Here is a 17,769-nt window from a genome sequence, read left to right as displayed (position 1 = left end):
CACTTGTTTTTCCGGGCGTATGATAACCTGATTCCGGCGGCCGGTGCAAAAGTAAACATTTTTCACTGGAGCTGCCGGATATTGATGTATGCGCTTAATTTTCAGAAGGATAGCCTTTATCTATCCAGTCAGTTCGGATATTATGTTCCAGATTCAATAGCCTGGCATGGGTAAAGTGCATCTCTTTTAATAAGCGGAAAGCCGGCCGGATATTGGGGCAGTGGGCAAAGGGGCAACAGCCGCAGTAGATGATGATTTCCCTGTCTTTAGGTTGTTTTTCTAACGCTGCTTTTAATTTATTCAGGCCTTCCTTATCTGAAGCCGGCCCAATATCAATGGAACCCTTGATCATAGCAGCAGGTCCGACACTTAATAGAAGCGGTTGTTGTTCCCTGGCGCCTGTTTCTATTGTTCTGGCCAGGTCAGCAGGTGCTACCAGCTGTGTCACTGTCCAGGGTTCCTGCTGGGTCAGCGGAGCAGATTGCGCAAAGAGCGTCGTCTGCAGCGTAACCATAAAAACCAGACTAAATAGAATGGATATCAGTTGCGTTCGTTTGAATGCTATCATGCTACATTATTTTACGGATCATATTCAGATTGCGAGCAACTCAGGAAGCCGCATCTCAAAAGGTAAAATTACCGATTTGCTATTAGATACCTGAGTAAATAGCCAATTTTAACAGCAAATGGCGGCAAATCATACTGTTGCCGGACAGCCCTTTTGGCCGGGCCGTAAAATTGCGATATCTTCCCCCGTAAAATTGAACAGGTATGTGTTGACGATGATTATTTATTTTCAATCAGGCACCTGAAGGAGCGATCCTGTATCGCCTCCTGTAAATAACCGGACCGGCAATCTAAATACCTAAAGCATGGACACTCAACAATTATTATCACTGCCCGTTAGCTGGCAATCACAGATATGGCTACCCATAGAAAAAGAGATCACTATATATGCGGTCCTGAACAAAATACAGTCGGGAGAACTGGAGGCTGAAATTGATCAGATCAGGCATTTCCAGTCTGCCGGCGACCTGGAGTCTTTTACCATGTATAAGCGGGGATTGCCGGCTGTAACCTTTTGTGGCAGGTTCGATCATCAACGTAAGACGGAAACGCTCAAGGCCTACAATTATATTTTGGTTCTGGATATTGATAAGCTGAATGAGAAAGAACTGGAGGAAACGGCAGGTGTATTGGAGCAGGACCTCTATGTATTTTCTTATTGGTTATCTCCCTCTGGAAAAGGCTATAAAGGGCTGGTGGCCCTGGAATATGAATTTCAGGTTAAAAAAGAGGCCATAGCAGCTTCTCATAAGAAGGCCTTCCAGAAACTGGCCCGGTATTTTTTTGATAATTATGAACTGGAACTCGATGAAAGCGGATGCGATATTACCAGACTTTGTTTTCTTTCCAGTGATCCTGATCTGGTGATCAAACAACATACACAGCCTTTTATGGTCGATCAACTGGATCTAAGAGAATGGCCAAAAGCCGGTAATGCGCAGCAACCTTTTGTAATCAGTGAGGACAAAAGGCGGCTTCAATTTAAAAATAAAGCTGAAGAGAAGGCACTGGTAGAAGCCGTTATTCGCTTTCTGCAAGAAAGCGCAAAAAGTATTACAGCTTCATATGAACAGTGGTATCGGATCGCCTATGCACTTTCAGAGGCTTTTACCTTTAAGGTTGGTCTGGCTTACTATCTGCGCCTGTGTGCAATGGACGGTACCCGGTTTGATGAACCGGCCTGTCGTGCGATGTTTTATTATTGTTACAAAAACGCAGACGGGCGTATAAAATTGAATTCTTTATTATTTTATGCCGGCAAACTGGGATTCCGGCAAGACGGACAAAGTCCCCTCAAATTAAATGAAGATGAATCAGAAAATACGGCGTAAGCGCCATGATTGGACAACTGTCCGTCCCTTGATTGTTATTGTATGTTTATGCCTGCTTGCGGGCTGTACTGCCAGCCACACGAGAGAATCACCAACAGGCCGGTATAGCGTACAGAATGCCCATTCGCATAATGACTATGAGCAGGCGAATTATTTTACGGAGGCCTATAATGCCCGATTCGGTTCTATTGAAGCAGATATTTATTTAGTGGACGGAAAGCTGTTGGTGGCCCATAATAAAAAAGACGTTAATCCCACAAAGACACTTGCTGCTATGTATCTGGAGCCGCTGGCCCGCCATGTGGAAGAGAATGGCGGTTATCCCTATGTCAGCCATAATGCTCAGTTAGAATTATTGATTGATCTGAAAGATCCGAAGGATAGCCCGGCCTATCAAAAGGGAGTCGCCCTGATCCGCTCTTATAAGGCATTAAGAAATAGCCGGCAGCTGCGATTTACATTCACAGGAAATATCCCCAGTGACAGCGTGATGGCAAAGGCCACAGCAGGTATTTTTTTTGACGGAGTGCCGGGGCGTTCATATAGCAAAGCCGCTATGAAGAAAGTGTATATGCTCAGTGATAATTTTGCGAATTATTCGACATGGAATGGAGATGGCAGGATCGCAGATACCGATTATAAAAAGTTGGTGTCTGCGGTAACAGCGGCCCATAAAGCCGGCAAGAAAATCCGCTTCTGGAATGCCCCGGATAATCCGGCTGCCTGGCGCCTGATGGAAACGCTGGGTGTTGATTATATTAACACGGATAAAATTCGGGCGTTGCAAGAAAGCTTGAAGTAATGATAGGCGCTATTTAATTTTTCATCTTATTTCATAGCGTTTTATGTATTATGGATATTTTAATTTAATAGTTGTGGACAGATATCGAAAGCTATACTTGTCCATAAGTGGTTATTTTTGATAGTTATGAACGATTATAGAAATTTATAATTGTCCATAACTTTATTTCCCATAGACTGATTTCTCCGTTTTACCAGGAATTGCATTTTTCCTAAAGAACAATTGTTTGTACTTTGCCCCCGATTTTAGGCAATCTTCTTATAATGATTGACAAAAAGAGGTTAGAGTCAGAGCAGACAGCGTTGAGCGGCCCGTGTGGCCTGAAAGCCTACGAAGCCATTTTTCACATGGTGTTTGCGGATCTTTTGCGGTTCGCGATATCGATTGTGCGCTATTTACCACTGGCAGAAGAAGTCGTTTCTGATGTGCTGATCCAGATCTGGCAGAAAAGAAGGGATCTGGTTTCGGTGAAGGATCTGCGCCTCTACTTATATATAAGCACCCGTAACCGGGCCATTAACTATCTGAAAAACAAACATCTCGGATTACTAGAAACCACTGGCGACGGTTTTGTCGATTGGGACAGTTCCACTCCCCGGCTAAAATGCAGTGACCCGGATCCCGAGGCTTTGATCGAATTTGCAGAATTGAATGGCCGGGTACGGGCGGCGATCGAACAACTGCCTCCTAAGTGCAGGCTTATTTACCAGCTGGTTAAAGAAAACGGGCTCAAGTACAAAGAAGCCGCTACTTTATTAAAGGTATCCATAAAAACAATAGAGGCCCAAATGGCCATTGCGTTTAAAAAACTTCACCAGGCGTTGGATTGATGGGCTGCCGGTGCCACCACTAAAAAAATAAATTCTCCTCTTTTAGGGGTATTGTTAAAAAATGTTGTCTTTATAGATATTGGAGTTCTTTCACTTCAATCATATTCTATGGACAATACGGTCAGGCTCTGGGTTTTACTCAGTAAACAGCAAGATGGGGCGCTTTCGGGAGAAGAGGCAGCAGAGCTGGAACGTTTACAAAACGATCCAGCTAATAATGTCTCTCTGGCAACTTATGCTCAGCTGGACGCCTACTGGCGTCAACTGGCTGTTGCAAAAGGGGCAGATAGTCTGGAGTTCTGGGAAAAGCACCGGGCCAGGCTGGAGAAAGAACCTTTAGATGCGGATCTGGCATTTTCCCCGGCGGCAGCTGCCCCGAACCGGCCCTGGTATCAAAAAACCAGGATCTGGGTAGCCGCCGCTGCGATAATATTGTTCGCATTGGGGCTTAGTATGCTATTTAAAAAGGCGGGCAAGGTTAACACAGGAGGGGACACGGTTATTATAGTCCATAACGGCAATCAAAAACAGGTAACGCTTCCGGACGGCACTAAAGTCTGGCTCAACAGCGGAAGTGAACTCTCTTATACCAAGTATTTCGCGTCTGCTCCCATTAAGGAGGTTTATTTAAAAGGAGAAGCGTTTTTCGATATCCGTCACGATCCCAAACGCACATTCATTATTCATACAGAATATCTGGATATTAAAGACCTGGGAACCCGGTTCAATGTAAAGGCCTACACATATGAAGATAGAATGGAAACGACCCTTATTAATGGCTCAGTAGAGGTCTATCCCAAAAATCATCCAGAACAGATGATACGACTGAAGCCCAACGAAAAAATCGTTTTTGATACCAAAGTTCTACGTTCGGGCAAGTTCCTCCGTATAAAAAATGCGGAGCAGCAAGACGGGCTCCATCTGGATTCAATTGAGAACCGTATTTCAGGTACCGGTTCCATTGCAGCTACGGGTTATTATGTGGCGAAATTAAAACCCAAAATTAAATCAGGCGGAGATTCTATTATGCTGGAAACAGCCTGGATGCAGCATCAGCTGGCCTTTAATGCGATAACTTTCGAGGACCTCTCCAGGAACATGGAAAGGTGGTACGATGTAGACATCGACATTACGAATGCAAATGTCGCAAACTATATATTTACGGGTGTCTTTAAAGAGGAAGCTTTTCAGGAGGCGCTAAGCGAATTACAAATGATTCAGCCCTTTCAGTATGAGATCCAGGGTCGTAAAGTCCGTATTTATTAGTTTAAACGAAGCCAAGAGAATCACCTGATCATTATTTAACTTGTAAATCTGATTGAAAAAATGAAAAAATTGTTACGGTTACATGACCCCATACCGTAAGGGAACCAAAACTTCTGACAAAAAAATACGAGGAATGATTGGACCCATTCCCCGTACCACAGGTAGCTGGAACTGCCTGCTTGTGTATGTCTCTGAAAAGACATGCACCCATTTTTAATCAACATTAAAAACTTAATCGAAAGGTATGAAAAAATGTTCGTTTCATAGGGGGTATCCTATTGGGAAGCTCCGCTTAAAAGCAATTCTCTACATGAAGCTCAGTGTTGTTTTATTACTGGCCACCTGTTTGCAGGTATCGGCCAGAACCTATTCCCAAAAACTGACGGTGAAATTTAAAAATGCGACCATAAAGGAAGCGTTGTCCTCTATTGAGCAGAAGGCCAATTGCCGCTTTTTTTATAGCGACAACCAGTTACCTGAAAACACGCTGATCAACTTAAAAGAGAAAGATATCCCACTGAATGATCTGTTGAAAAACTTATTTTCCGGAACGCGCCTTAATTATAAGATGCTGGATAACAGGGTGATCATAATATCCCGGTCTATGGCGGAAGCGCAACTCAAAAAGGTATCCGGAACGGTGAAAGATGAAGCAGGTCAGCCTATGGCAGGGGTCAGCATTCAGATTAAAGGCACCAATAAAGGCACCATTACAGCAGATAATGGCGCTTTTACGCTTGAGGTGCCGGATGGCGCCACACTTGTTGTAAGTTATGTGGGGTATCAGACTGAGGAGGTCTCAGTTGCCGGTCAAAATACGCTGGCTATTACTATGAAGCCATTGCCGGGATCTGGGTTACAGGATCTTGTGGTGACGGCCCTTGGTGTGAAACAAACGCAGAAATCGCTGTCTTATAATGTTCAGAGTGTTAGCGGTGACCAGCTCAACACCGTCAAGACTGATAATATGATGAACTCCCTGAATGGTAAAGTAGCAGGATTGACGATTTCGCCCAGCGCGTCCGGCGTAGGCGGGTCTGCGAAGGTCATCTTAAGGGGAAGCCGCTCTGCCAATGGAAATAACCAACCTCTTTATGTGATCGATGGCGTGCCTATTACGAACTCTGCCAATGCAAATGGACAGCAAAACGGCACTTTTGGAGGCGGTCCTGACGGTGGGGATGGTATTTCTAATCTGAATCCGGAAGACATTGAAAGCATTTCCGTATTGGAAGGAGCCTCTGCTGCTGCGCTCTATGGCAGCCAGGCACAAAACGGGGTTATCCTGATCACCACTAAAAAAGGGAAAGCCGGCAACGCGACGATTCAGGTGAACTCAAGCTTTTCCCTGGATCATATTGCTTATGAGCCTGAGCTTCAAAATAGTTATGGCCCAACAGACGGGACAGGGTTTCAGAGTTGGGGAGACAAGATCAACGGCTCTTCCCGAAATAACCTGGATGAGTTTTTTCAAAATGGGACCAACTGGACCAATTCAGTAAGTTTCTCTGCCGGTTCAGAAAAGGCACAGACCTATCTGTCATATGCCAATGTTTCTGCCAGAGGGACCGAGCCGGGCAACAAACTCTCTCGTAATAATTTTAATTTTAGAGAGACAGGACACTTTCTCAACAACAAATTAACTGTAGACGGGAATGTCATGTTCGTTAATCAAAAGATCAATAATAGCCCTGCCTTGGGTTTATATCTAAACCCGCTTACAGGTCTTTACCTTTTTCCAAGAGGTGTGGATATTATGCCCTATAAAACAAACTACCTGAATCCGGATTCGATCGGAGAAGCCAGGCAGAACTGGCCGGAGATAGCGGATATCGAGCAAAATCCCTGGTGGATCCTGAATAAAGACATCAGCGTTGCGAACAGAAACAGAATCATTCTCAGTGGTAATGTCAAATATGAATTTACCAAATGGCTGAATATCCAATTAAGGGGTAATATGGACCGTACAACAGACCGTTTTGAAAATGATCGATATTCCGGAACCAGCAAGGTTTTTGATGCCAACGGGAATGGCTATATGAATCTCAGCAACCAGACCTTTACCCAGAAATATGGTGACGTGATTTTGACCGTCAATGATCCTAATCCGGCTGCTAAGTTTAAGGTAGGCGGTATTGTGGGTGCCAGCATCACCGATTCTAAACTGGATGGCCTGACGGTCGCAGGGGAGTTATCTACACGGGATTTCTTCTCCTCCGATAATACGATAGCCGGTCTGGCAGGTTCCACTGTTGTCACATTAAGTAATGCTAAACCGGTTATACCTAATCATAGTCAGCTGCAATCCATATTTGCCAATGCCAATCTGTCTTATGATAACTGGGCTTTTTTGACTTTAACCGGCAGAAATGACTGGTCTTCCAACCTGTCTTTTACGCCGAATTTTTCTTATTTCTATCCCTCTGCCGGGTTGTCTCTGATCATTTCTCAGGTGCTTAAGATGCCGGCATTTGTAGATTATGGAAAGATCAGAGGTACTTATGCTCAGGTCGGTAACACGGTGCCGCCTTATCTGACCCGGGTGCAGAATACACAAAACAGTGCCGGTCAGCTGCAGTTTAACACAGCGGCGCCGTTCACTGAGTTAAAACCAGAAAAGACAAACTCTTTTGAATTTGGTACAGATTGGCGTTTCTTTCATGACCGGTTAAATCTAAGTGTTACTTATTATAAAACAAACACAAGAAATCAATATATTCCGATCCAGCCTGCAATCGCTTCGTTGATCTCCAAGGGTTATGTCAATGCCGGTAATATACAAAATACGGGTATCGAGTTTACCGTCAACGGAGATGTGATCAAAAGTGAAGATTTCACCTGGAACTCAGGATTTAACGGTGCCAGCAATAAAAATGAAATCATTGACCTGGATGCTAAGAACGGTATTGATCAGTTTATCCTGACCGATAACGGGAATAACTCTTATCAATCTATTATTGCGAAAGGCGGTTCTTATGGGGATATTTCTGGTGTCGTTTTTAAAAGAGACGAACAGGGCAGGGTTATTTTCTCAGGTTCCGGTACAGATGACGACCCTTACCGCCCGGAAAGTAATGGGTTCGGTTACTTGGGAAATCCTAATCCGACCTTTCAGCTGGGCTGGAGCAACAGTCTGCAGTATAAGGACTTTAGCCTGAGTTTTCTGGTCGATGGCCGGTTCGGCGGGCACGTTCTTTCCATGACACAAATGGTGCTGGATCAATACGGTGTCTCTAAAGAGACCGGCGATGCCAGAGACAGAGGGTATGTAGCTGTAAACGGCGTTGATGAGGCCGGGAATGCTGTCACCAAAGTCGATCCTAAAGTATGGTACGGCGCTATCGGAAGCCGTTCCGGCATCTCTGAACCTTATATATACAGTGCAACGGTCGTCAGATTGCGTGAGGCTTCTTTGGGTTATACGTTTCCGGTTAAAAACAGTTTTTTCCATAGCATAAAAGCATCGTTGATCGGCCGTAATCTGATATACTTCTACAAGAAAGCTCCTTTTGATCCCGAGCTGACTATGTCCACTGGTAATGGCCTCTCCGGGGTGGATGTCTTTAATCAGCCGGCTACCCGTTACATGGGACTCAGCCTTCACTTAACCTTTTAATGTAAACGCGACAAACGAAAAAATACAAGATCATGCATACACATACATCTAATAAATATATTTCTAAACGCTCCGGTACGGCCTTAATGGTGCTTTCCGGTCTATTATTAACGTTAGGGTCCTGTACCAAGAACTTTGAAGAGTATAATACAAACCCTAACGCCTTAAATGACGCGCAGACGATAGCTAAACTCAGCACTGCATACGGGCCTATCGAACAGGCCATTTTCAGCAATTACCAGACGGCGCAGAACCTAAGCGCAGATGCTTACAGTGGCTATATGATGTCGCCGACGCCTTTTTCTGCTAACTATAATCTCAATTACGCGCTGACGGATAGTTGGAATCAGAATGGATTTAAAGATCCTTATAATCTGGTGATGGCACCTGTTAAGAAAATTGCGGAAGTAGGGGCAAGAGAGAATTTACCTGATTTATGGGCAGTCGCTTTAATTCTGCAGGTTGAAGCGATGGATAGGGTAACGGACCGTTTTGGGCCCATTCCCTATACCCAAGCAGGGACCTCTGTGAAGTCTGTCCCCTACGATGATCAGAAAACTGTATACGAAGCTTTCTTTAAACAATTAGACACTGCTGTTGCTAACCTCACCACCTATGTGGCTGCTAATCCCGGCAAATCAACACTGGGAGATGGCGACTTGATCTATCAGGGAGATTATACCCAATGGATCAAGTTTGCCAATTCTCTTAGGTTGAGACTGGCTATGCGTGTTTCAAAGGTTGATCCGGAACTGGCTAAAACGCAGGGAGAAAAAGCGCTGGCTCAGCAGGCAGGACTGCTTACAGTGCCTGCTGACGATGCTAAGGTCCAGCAGTCAGGTGGCAGAAACAATGATTTATGGCAGATTACAGAATCCTGGGGAGATAACAGGTTAGGGGCCTCACTCGGAACCTACCTGACCGGGTATCATGATCCCAGAATATCAGCCTATGCGACTCCGGCAAAGGATCCTAAACTGGCCGGTAAATATATCGGGATCCGTATCGGAATTGCAATTAATGCCAAGGCAGATTATGTAGGTTATGCGTCATTGAATACCGCTGAAAATTTTAAGCAGACTTCTCCTCAGTATGTAATGACTGCAGCCGAGTGTTGGTTTCTGAAAGCGGAGGCGGCGCTTAGAGGCTGGGCCGGTGCCGGTGATATAAAAGAAGATTATGAAACGGGCGTTAAGACTTCCATGGACCAGTGGGGAGTAAAAATAGGTAATTACTTAAGTGACAATACCTCAAAGCAAGCCGCGTATGTGGATCCTAAAAACGCTGCGAACAATAGTGCGGCACTTAGTACGATTACGATTAAATGGGATGGTACTGCCAGCAAAGAGCGGCAATTGGAGCGGATCATTACGCAGAAATGGCTCGCTGTTTTCCCGGAAGGTCAGGAGGCATGGGCTGATTATCGCAGAACGGGTTATCCTAAATTATTTCCCGTCGTACATAATAACAGTGGTGGTTCCATCAGTACCGAGGAGCAGATCAGGCGTCTTCCTTACCCGGCAGTTGAATATTCTACAGATAACGGCTCTGCTGTGAAAGAGGCTGTCCAGAACCTACTGGGAGGTGAAGACAACGGAGGAACAAGGCTCTGGTGGGATGTAAAAGGCAGCAATTTTTAACAACACCCTGCGCTAAATAAAAGAGGCAACAGATCTGGCCTCTCATTGTAGCCCCTGAGGTATCCCAGCGATCCCGGGGGCTTATTTGTGTAGGCAGTATTCAAGAAGCCTTAGCATTGCAAGTTGACAGATTTTATGGGTTGTTGCCCTATTTGTCCTTGTTTGGGCTCATGTTCTGTATATAGGCCTGTTGAATCTCCAGTGTCTGTTTCATATATGCGACAACCTCCCTCTGATGATCCAGATCTGATTGCATTCTGTCCACCAGATCTTCCAGTTTGGAGACTTTTTCTTTCAACGCCACGTTTTCATTTCGGATTTCATCGCAGGATTCAGGGGCAAATCTTTCCAGCGGGCCGCCGGGCCTGGTAAAAAAAAGAAATAAGTTGCAATTAAGTACCTCACTAAGCTCAATCAAGCGCTGACTGGAAATTGTCGTTGAGTTTAGTAGGCTCTGTATCGTCTTCTGTGAACGGTGGATTTTCTCACCTACCTGCTTTTGCGTATAGCCAAGTTCGTCAATCCTCGCCCTTATTATATCACCTATTTTTTCTGCCATATAGCAAAAAAATGAGGTTCATGCCTAACATATATCTTAATAGGGATGAAAAAACGATATATTTTACTGATAAATATTTATTTTTATTGGATTTTTATCAGTATCTTTGAGTCTGTTAAGAATGATATTTGCCTATATATGAATTAACTGACAAGAAATCAATGCGTTATATTTTATTTATGCGTAAGTGAACCATTCGATGAGCTGGCTAAATCAACTCTTGAATAAAACAATTATGTAAGCTAAACGTAGGATTTTTCTGTTGATGAATTAATGAAACAATGCTATAACGATGGAATAGCTAACCGCTGTTTCTAGAATATATTTTGAACCTACCTATTATTGAAATGAATGCAAATGATCTCTTAACCTGGATTGTTTGTACCGGCCAAATTGCCAATTGCTTAATTGTTATTAAACTTTAATTCGAATAACCACATGAAGATGTTTATTATGGTAGTGGCATTCTTATGCCTTGCCGAAGTATGCTGTGCCCAATCTGTTCGACCATTGAAGGTAGGTGATCGTTTCCCGGAAATGATATTTACGAATGTTATTAATGCCTCTTATTCCTCCGTACCGTATAATAAATTAAAGGATAAAGTGGTCGTGCTGGACTTTTTCAGTACCTGGTGCAGTTCCTGTCTGGCCTTATTTCCGCATCTGGATTCACTGAAGGCAAAATATGGAGAAAAGTTGGAAATTTTTATTGTTACAAGAGAGCCGCGTGAAAAAGTAGAAAAGATGCTTAAGACAAAGGCGATTGCCAAAGGATTCAAACTACCGTTTATAGTGGAGGATACTGTATTGCGTAAGCTGTTTCCCAATAAATATCTCCCGCATGAGGTATTTATTAAAGGAGGAACAGTTGCCGCTATAACTTATCCAGAATTTTTGAACGACTCGTCGATTGATATTTTGCTTAAGGAAAACGAAATCGACCTTCCGGTTAAAAAAGACAGGGTACATTATGATTTTGATCAATCCTTAGTCAAAAATCTGGAGGTCAATTCGACAGAAATTGGCATGGGGCAATTTTTTCTGTCCAAAGCAATAACTGGCGTTCCCGCTATGGGGTATGTCCGAGAAAGTAAAGATAAGTCCTTTACGCGCTACACGAAAGTCAACAGAACCCTACTTGAATTGCTGGAGAAGGCCGCCGGATTCCTGAATGTTGATAACAGAATTGTGCTGGAGGTGAAGGATTCATCCAAATTTGTAACGACTGATGCCCTAGCTTATGCATGGAGAACGGCGAATACATACTGTTTGGAGTATATTGTTCCAACAGCCTGGAGTGATAATAAGATTGGTAAGTGGTTATTACGGCAGTTCAGCGTTTTTACAGATTATGAACTTTCCGTTGAAAACCGCCTTGTGGATTGTTGGGTGCTTACTAAAGCGAATAAAGCCGATACTGCTGAAGTGAGATCACGCGAAGGTCTCTTATACAGATCAATTGAGGGGATGGTGGCAAGTATGAATAGTCAATTATTCGGAAATCTCATTGTACCTATTGTGCTAGACGAAACTGGGGACTCTTCAACCGTACATATTAACCTAAAAAGAGAGAATATTCATAATCCGGTTGTTTTATCGGGCGTATTGAGAAAGTATGGATATGAACTGAAACCTGCCAAGAGAAAAATAAGGATGCTGATAATCAGAGATAAACTCAAACCGAATATAACTGCTTACTAATCTTAAAGAAGATCATATATGAAAAAAATCATTATTGCTGTATTAATGGTTACTTCAATGTTGTGTGCCAATGCACAGGACAAAAGTATACTGGTAAAAGGTAAAGTATATAACAAGAATACGGGAGCACCGGTGTCCGGTGTGACGATAAGGTCATCTGCTACAGGTACTGCAATCACATCGAGGGTTGGCGGCAACTTTAGTTTTAATGTTCCAAAGTCTGACACATTATATCTGTACCATGTGGGATTTGAGGCAAAGGCGACCCCATTAGGCAAAGGCGATACGACCTTTGCGATTTATTTAGTCCCCCGATCCAATGAATTGAATGTCGTCGAAGTAAATACGGGCTATCAGACAATTCCGAAAGAAAGGTCAACAGGCTCCTTTGATTTAATTGGTGACAAATTGTATAATGAGCAGGTGAGAGTGAATGTGTTAGACGGACTCCGATTTATTGCTAATGGAGTTTCCGTGAACTACAAAACAAATACTGAAGGCCAGATGTCTGTCCGGGGGTTGAGTACAATTGAGGGGCCGAAAGAGCCATTGATTATACTTGATAACTTTCCTTATGATGGCGATATTAGTAATATTAATCCGAATGAGGTTGAAAGTATAACTGTCTTAAAGGATGCTGCTGCAGCATCAATTTGGGGAGCAAGAGCCGGTAATGGCGTAATTGTAATTACCACGAAAAAAGGTAGATTCAATTCCAGTAGCAGGATAAGTTTTACATCGAATCTTACAATTACTTCGCCACCGAATCTGGATTACCTGCCAACAATGACCTCGAAAGATTTAGTGGAGTTTGAAGAGGAGCTATTTGATCAGGAATACAGGTTTTCTGACACTTCGAGATATAACAGGCCTCCATTTTCTCCAGTCTATGAGGTATTGTTTCAGCGAAGAAACGGCCAAATTGATGGAAATACAGCTGATGAATTATTGAATGGTTTTAAAAACCATGACGTTAAAGATGATTTCAAAAAGTTGTTTTATAAAAATGCGATCCATCAACAATATAATCTGAGCTTTAATGGAGGAGGCGATAAGGTCGCTTATTCATTAACGGCTGCATATGACGACAATTTAAGTGATTTGACGGCAAAGCATAACAGGGTTAGTATTCACTCTTCCAACTCTTTCAAAGTCGCGAAAGACTTTACCATCAATGCCGGATTAATGTATACATACTCAAAAAGCAAGTCAGGTAAGCCTGCTTACGGAACTATCAGGTACTCAAATATTGTTATGCCTCAATATTATTCTTTTTTGAAAACCGATGGTAGCCCTAATGCCATGTATTTGGATTATCGCCAAACATATATAGATACAATTGGAGGAGGCCTATTGGACGATTGGCATTATTATCCGGCTATTGATTATAAGTATAACGATATAACAGCCCGTACCAGCGATTTTCTGGGGAATCTGGGGCTGACTTACCAGTTGCCTTTTGGCTTTACACTCACTGCTAAGTATCAGTTTGAACGGCAGGATGTCGATAATAGAAGCCTTTATGATAAAAAAAGCTATTACGCGAGGAATCTCATTAATCAATTTGCTCAGATAGACTGGGCTAATAATGAGGTGACATATGTTTTACCACAAGGAGGTATATTAAATACAAGCGAGGAGCAGATTTTATCACATCATGGCAGGATGCAATTGAATTATAATTTAAGTAAAGGCGATCACCAGTTAAATGTCTTGGCTGGCTGGGAAATTAGCCAGACCAAAACAACAAGTTCCAGATATTCGCTATACGGCTATAATGATGATCTGGCCACTAGTATAGATGTTGATTATGCCAATTACTATCCATTACTTCCAACTGGTAGCAACTCTTTTATTCCTGGAGCTCCCTCGGTAGATGGTAAATTGAGTCGTTTTATTTTAGTTTACACGAATGCCGCTTATACTTATAAAGGAAAATATACTTTATCAGCCAGTGCGAGAAGAGATGCATCTAATGTTTTTGGTGTAACTACGAACAATAGATGGACTCCTCTTTGGTCGGCCGGACTTGCATGGAAGGTTTCTGCCGAAGATTTTTATAATTCTGATCTAATTCCTTATTTAAAAGCACGCTTAACCTATGGGTATAGCGGAAATGTAGATATGAGCCTTGCGGCGGTGACTACAATTAACTTATATGATGTATCCAAATATACAAAGTCATTTATCGCAAATTTCACAAATTTTAATAATCCAGAATTACAGTGGGAACAGACAGGGATGTTAAATATCGGGCTAGACTTCTCTACTAGGAATAATGTGATATCCGGATCTATGGAATATTATCATAAGAATGGTCAGAACTTATATGGTCCGTATTATCTTGACAGGACTGTCGGGTTAAGGATAACCAGTATTACCAAGAATGTAGCAGCTATGCATGGCAATGGATGGGACTTTAAAATAAACTCAAAGAATATAGATGGGGAATTCAAATGGCTGACTGAACTGAACCTAAACTTATATAGAGATAAGGTCACTGATTATTATCTTGGCGAGAAGAATGGGGACTATTTTATAACCGGTGGTACAGGTATTAATGGGTTAGTAGGATATCCTGTGTATGCTGTATTTGGCTATCGATGGGCCGGGCTGGACCCCGAAACCGGAGATCCGCAAGGCCTTCTGGATGGGAAGGTAAGTAAAGATTATAACAGCATTACTGGTAATGGGACTTCAATTGGTGATCTTAAGTATGCCGGCCCAGCCATGCCTCGGGTCTTTGGCTCGTTGGGCAATACGCTCAAATGGAAGGGGTTTTCTTTGGCAGCGAGATTCGGCTATGAGTTCGGCTTTTATTTTATGAGGTCTTCGATTAATTATAATAACCTAAAATTTTCCTTAAGTGGCCATAAAGATTATTCAAATCGGTGGAAGCGGCCGGGAGATGAGCTGACGACGAATGTGCCATCTTTTATCAATCCAACAAGTAATTCAAGGGCCAGGTTTTACAATGCTTCAGAGGTTTTGATTGAGAAGGGCGATAATATACGGCTTCAGTACATAAATTTTGGGTATGATTGGAGCTCGAAAGCTAATAAGAGGTTGCATTTCAAAGTGTATTTTGTGATTAATAATGTAGGAATTATTTGGCGGGCTAACAATAGAGGAATTGACCCTGATTATAGAGATTATTTGATTCCGCCGTCAAGAGATTATTCAATAGGTTTAAACATTCAATTTTAAATATAACGAGATGAGTAAAAAGATTTCATTGGCCAGCTACTTTCTAATCCTTACTGGCGCGTTAACGCTGTTATTAAATGCAGGGTGCAAGAAGTATCTTAGTAGTAAAAGTGACAAAAGCTTGGCGATTCCGAGTAATTTGGTTGATTTGCAGGCATTAATGGATGACTATTCCAGAATTAACTATGGGGTGGGAGCCGGATTAACCTGTGCCGACGAGTATTATTTAACTGAATCCCAGTTCGAAGGGTTATATGTTGATGAAGATAGAAGAATGTATATATGGGAAGACGAAGACGTAATCGATAGTAAGGATAATGGTTGGGTTAGATCGTATGATAATATTTATAGGGCTAATACTGCTCTTGAAGTGATATCGAAGATTGATCGTGATCCGGTTAACAAGGACGAGTGGGACAATGTGAAAGGAGAAGCGTTGTTCTTAAGAGGACGGTCATTTTTCGAAGTGGCAATGGTTTGGGCTGAAGCATATGATAAAGGAAATTCCGAAACAAAACTTGGCATTCCTCTAAGATTGGGAACAGATTTTAACGTTCCGTCCGTCAGGAGCAATCTAGAAGATACCTATAGACAAATCATATCGGATTTAAAGGCGTCTATAGGTTTCCTTCCGAAAAAGGCCGCCCATGTTTTTCGTGCCTCTAAACCTGCCGCTTGTGGCGAACTTGCAAGAGTGTATTTATCGATGAGAATGTACGATAGTGCTTTCTTTTACTCAAATGAGGCATTAAAGTATTTTAGCTATTTATTAGACTATAATACAGTTGATACTTCAATGCGTTATCCGTTTGAGCGATTTGGCCCTGAAGTAATCTATGAAACGACGTTGTATATGACCTTTGCGGCTTATAATAACGTTGATTCAACTATTTATCAGATGTTTGATGATAATGATTTGCGAAAGCCGTTGTTTTTTTATGGAAATAAGGATGGTTCACAAATGTTCTGTGGTAGTTATAATAATACGTTTGCCGCATTTGGGGGTATTGCCAGTGACGAACTTTATTTGATGAGGGCTGAATGTTTGGCGAGGCAGGCGAAACTCGATTTGGCTCTTAAGGATCTTAATTTTTTACTTCAGAAAAGATATCTCAAAGGCTCTTTCACTTTAAGAGAATCGAATGACGCCAAAGAGGTGTTAGAGTGGATTCTCAATGAACGTGTGAAAGAATTGCTTTTCCGGGGACTGAGATGGATTGATATTAAGCGATTTAATAAAGAGGGGGCTGATATTACATTGAAAAGAACTATTGGTGGTAAAGAGTATATACTGCCGCCTGGTGATTTGCGTTATGCAGTAGCGATTCCTAAAGATATAATAGAGAACTCCGATATAAAGCAGAATCCTCGGTAGCGATTGTTTTGTAAAAAGAAGGTGGTCAAAAACCACCTTCTTTACATTTTTTCCAACAACTAAGGAGTTGGATTCCTTTTTGAATATTCGTGACCTTCTACGTCGGTTTTGCTTACAATAGAAGAAACGAAGTTCTGAACTGTATTCTGATCAGACTCGACCACACAGGGAATTGAACCAATAGAACAGCCAGGAGCGTCTGGTTCTGAGAGAAGCTCCCAGTTGGATTGAGTTTGATAAGAAGATAGTTGATCATCATTGCCTAGGTAATGATAGTAGTAGGTGTCGAATTTCTGGCTACTATGCTTTGTTGCATGCATAGCCCAGACTCCTGCCACAGCGATTAAGGCTGCAACTAAAGACAGGAGGTGCTTTTTTATATTTTTCATTTTTTTGAATTTAATGATTATCGTTTTGACTCTTGTAATGTGTCAAAGAGAAGAATTTTCTTTTTTCAGTAAACGGCCTTTATCCTATCTTAGCTAGAATAAAGACCAATCTACAGATAAAACCGGATTTGCCTGTGTAATCCTTAAGAAGAGGCCGGGACTCAGTTTTGAGTTGGATTCTGCCAGGCAAGTTGACCGACAGAATCCTGATATCAAAACAAACCACCCAGCCATAATGTAGTTCATGGAATAGATTCGTTATTGTTCCGGTGTTTAGGCCAGATGTGTTGATACATTGTAATATGTTGGAACAATAGGATAACATAACTGCGCCATAGTTTTAATCATTTTTACCTTTTTGAATCGGAGCATGTTTTTCTGGACATACTCCCCGATTCTTTTTCTACTGTAAAATTGATGATACTATTGGACAGTTGCTAGCCATTCTATGACCTAAAAACTAACCAGATTTTGATAGAAAAAGTA

The 17,769-nt window shown here is 42.3% G+C and carries 12 protein-coding genes; 9 read left to right on the top strand and 3 right to left on the bottom strand.

The features are described from left to right. Positions 1–94: 94 nt before the first annotated feature. Entirely contained in the window at positions 95–568 is a 474-nt protein-coding gene (locus K9M52_RS07940; RefSeq protein ID WP_224071524.1) for a rhodanese-like domain-containing protein, read from the bottom strand. Positions 569–872: 304 nt separating this feature from the next. Between K9M52_RS07940 and K9M52_RS07935 the strand changes: the two genes are divergently transcribed. The 6 genes from K9M52_RS07935 (at position 873) to K9M52_RS07910 (ending at position 10,052) form a co-directional block, all read left to right on the top strand. Further along, positions 873–1,898 carry a BT4734/BF3469 family protein gene (locus tag K9M52_RS07935; RefSeq protein ID WP_224071523.1) on the top strand — a complete coding sequence of 342 codons (1,026 nt, stop codon included), beginning with the start codon at positions 873–875 and terminating at the stop codon, positions 1,896–1,898. Further along, positions 1,876–2,700: a PI-PLC domain-containing protein gene (locus tag K9M52_RS07930; protein WP_224071522.1), complete on the top strand. Its 825-nt coding sequence runs from the start codon at positions 1,876–1,878 to the stop codon at positions 2,698–2,700. The genes K9M52_RS07935 and K9M52_RS07930 overlap by 23 nt, the downstream gene beginning before the upstream one ends. Before the next feature lie 263 nt (positions 2,701–2,963). Further along, positions 2,964–3,530 (top strand): RNA polymerase sigma-70 factor, encoded by a 567-nt coding sequence (locus K9M52_RS07925; RefSeq protein ID WP_224071521.1) that lies wholly within the window; start codon positions 2,964–2,966, stop codon positions 3,528–3,530. 108 nt (positions 3,531–3,638) lie between these two features. Next, a complete protein-coding gene (locus tag K9M52_RS07920; RefSeq protein WP_224071520.1) occupies positions 3,639–4,796 on the top strand; it encodes a FecR family protein in 1,158 nt (385 codons plus the stop codon). 244 nt (positions 4,797–5,040) lie between these two features. Next, positions 5,041–8,412 carry a SusC/RagA family TonB-linked outer membrane protein gene (locus tag K9M52_RS07915; RefSeq protein WP_224071519.1) on the top strand — a complete coding sequence of 1,124 codons (3,372 nt, stop codon included), beginning with the start codon at positions 5,041–5,043 and terminating at the stop codon, positions 8,410–8,412. A 32-nt stretch (positions 8,413–8,444) separates the two neighbouring features. Continuing rightward, entirely contained in the window at positions 8,445–10,052 is a 1,608-nt protein-coding gene (locus K9M52_RS07910; protein WP_224071518.1) for a SusD/RagB family nutrient-binding outer membrane lipoprotein, read from the top strand. 148 nt (positions 10,053–10,200) lie between these two features. Here the strand turns inward: K9M52_RS07910 and K9M52_RS07905 are convergent, their stop codons facing one another. After that, positions 10,201–10,611, bottom strand: coding sequence for a helix-turn-helix domain-containing protein (locus K9M52_RS07905; RefSeq protein WP_224071517.1), 411 nt, complete (start codon positions 10,609–10,611; stop codon positions 10,201–10,203). A 438-nt stretch (positions 10,612–11,049) separates the two neighbouring features. Between K9M52_RS07905 and K9M52_RS07900 the strand changes: the two genes are divergently transcribed. From K9M52_RS07900 to K9M52_RS07890, 3 genes are read left to right on the top strand one after another with little or no spacing between them, the layout of a single operon-like run. After that, complete coding sequence (locus K9M52_RS07900; protein ID WP_224071516.1) at positions 11,050–12,312, top strand: TlpA family protein disulfide reductase; 1,263 nt, start codon at positions 11,050–11,052, stop codon at positions 12,310–12,312. Between the two features lie 18 nt (positions 12,313–12,330). Further along, a complete protein-coding gene (locus tag K9M52_RS07895) occupies positions 12,331–15,519 on the top strand; it encodes a SusC/RagA family TonB-linked outer membrane protein (protein ID WP_224071515.1) in 3,189 nt (1,062 codons plus the stop codon). 10 nt (positions 15,520–15,529) lie between these two features. Then, positions 15,530–16,894 carry a RagB/SusD family nutrient uptake outer membrane protein gene (locus K9M52_RS07890; RefSeq protein ID WP_224071514.1) on the top strand — a complete coding sequence of 455 codons (1,365 nt, stop codon included), beginning with the start codon at positions 15,530–15,532 and terminating at the stop codon, positions 16,892–16,894. Positions 16,895–16,953: 59 nt separating this feature from the next. On the opposite strand, the gene K9M52_RS07885 is transcribed toward K9M52_RS07890, so the two are convergent. Then, positions 16,954–17,283, bottom strand: a complete 330-nt coding sequence (locus tag K9M52_RS07885) for a hypothetical protein (protein WP_224071513.1) — start codon at positions 17,281–17,283, stop codon at positions 16,954–16,956. Positions 17,284–17,769: the final 486 nt, after the last annotated feature.

The organism is Arachidicoccus terrestris (assembly GCF_020042345.1).
GTDB lineage: Bacteria > Bacteroidota > Bacteroidia > Chitinophagales > Chitinophagaceae > Arachidicoccus > Arachidicoccus terrestris.
This window is presented reverse-complemented; position numbering and strand designations above follow the sequence as displayed.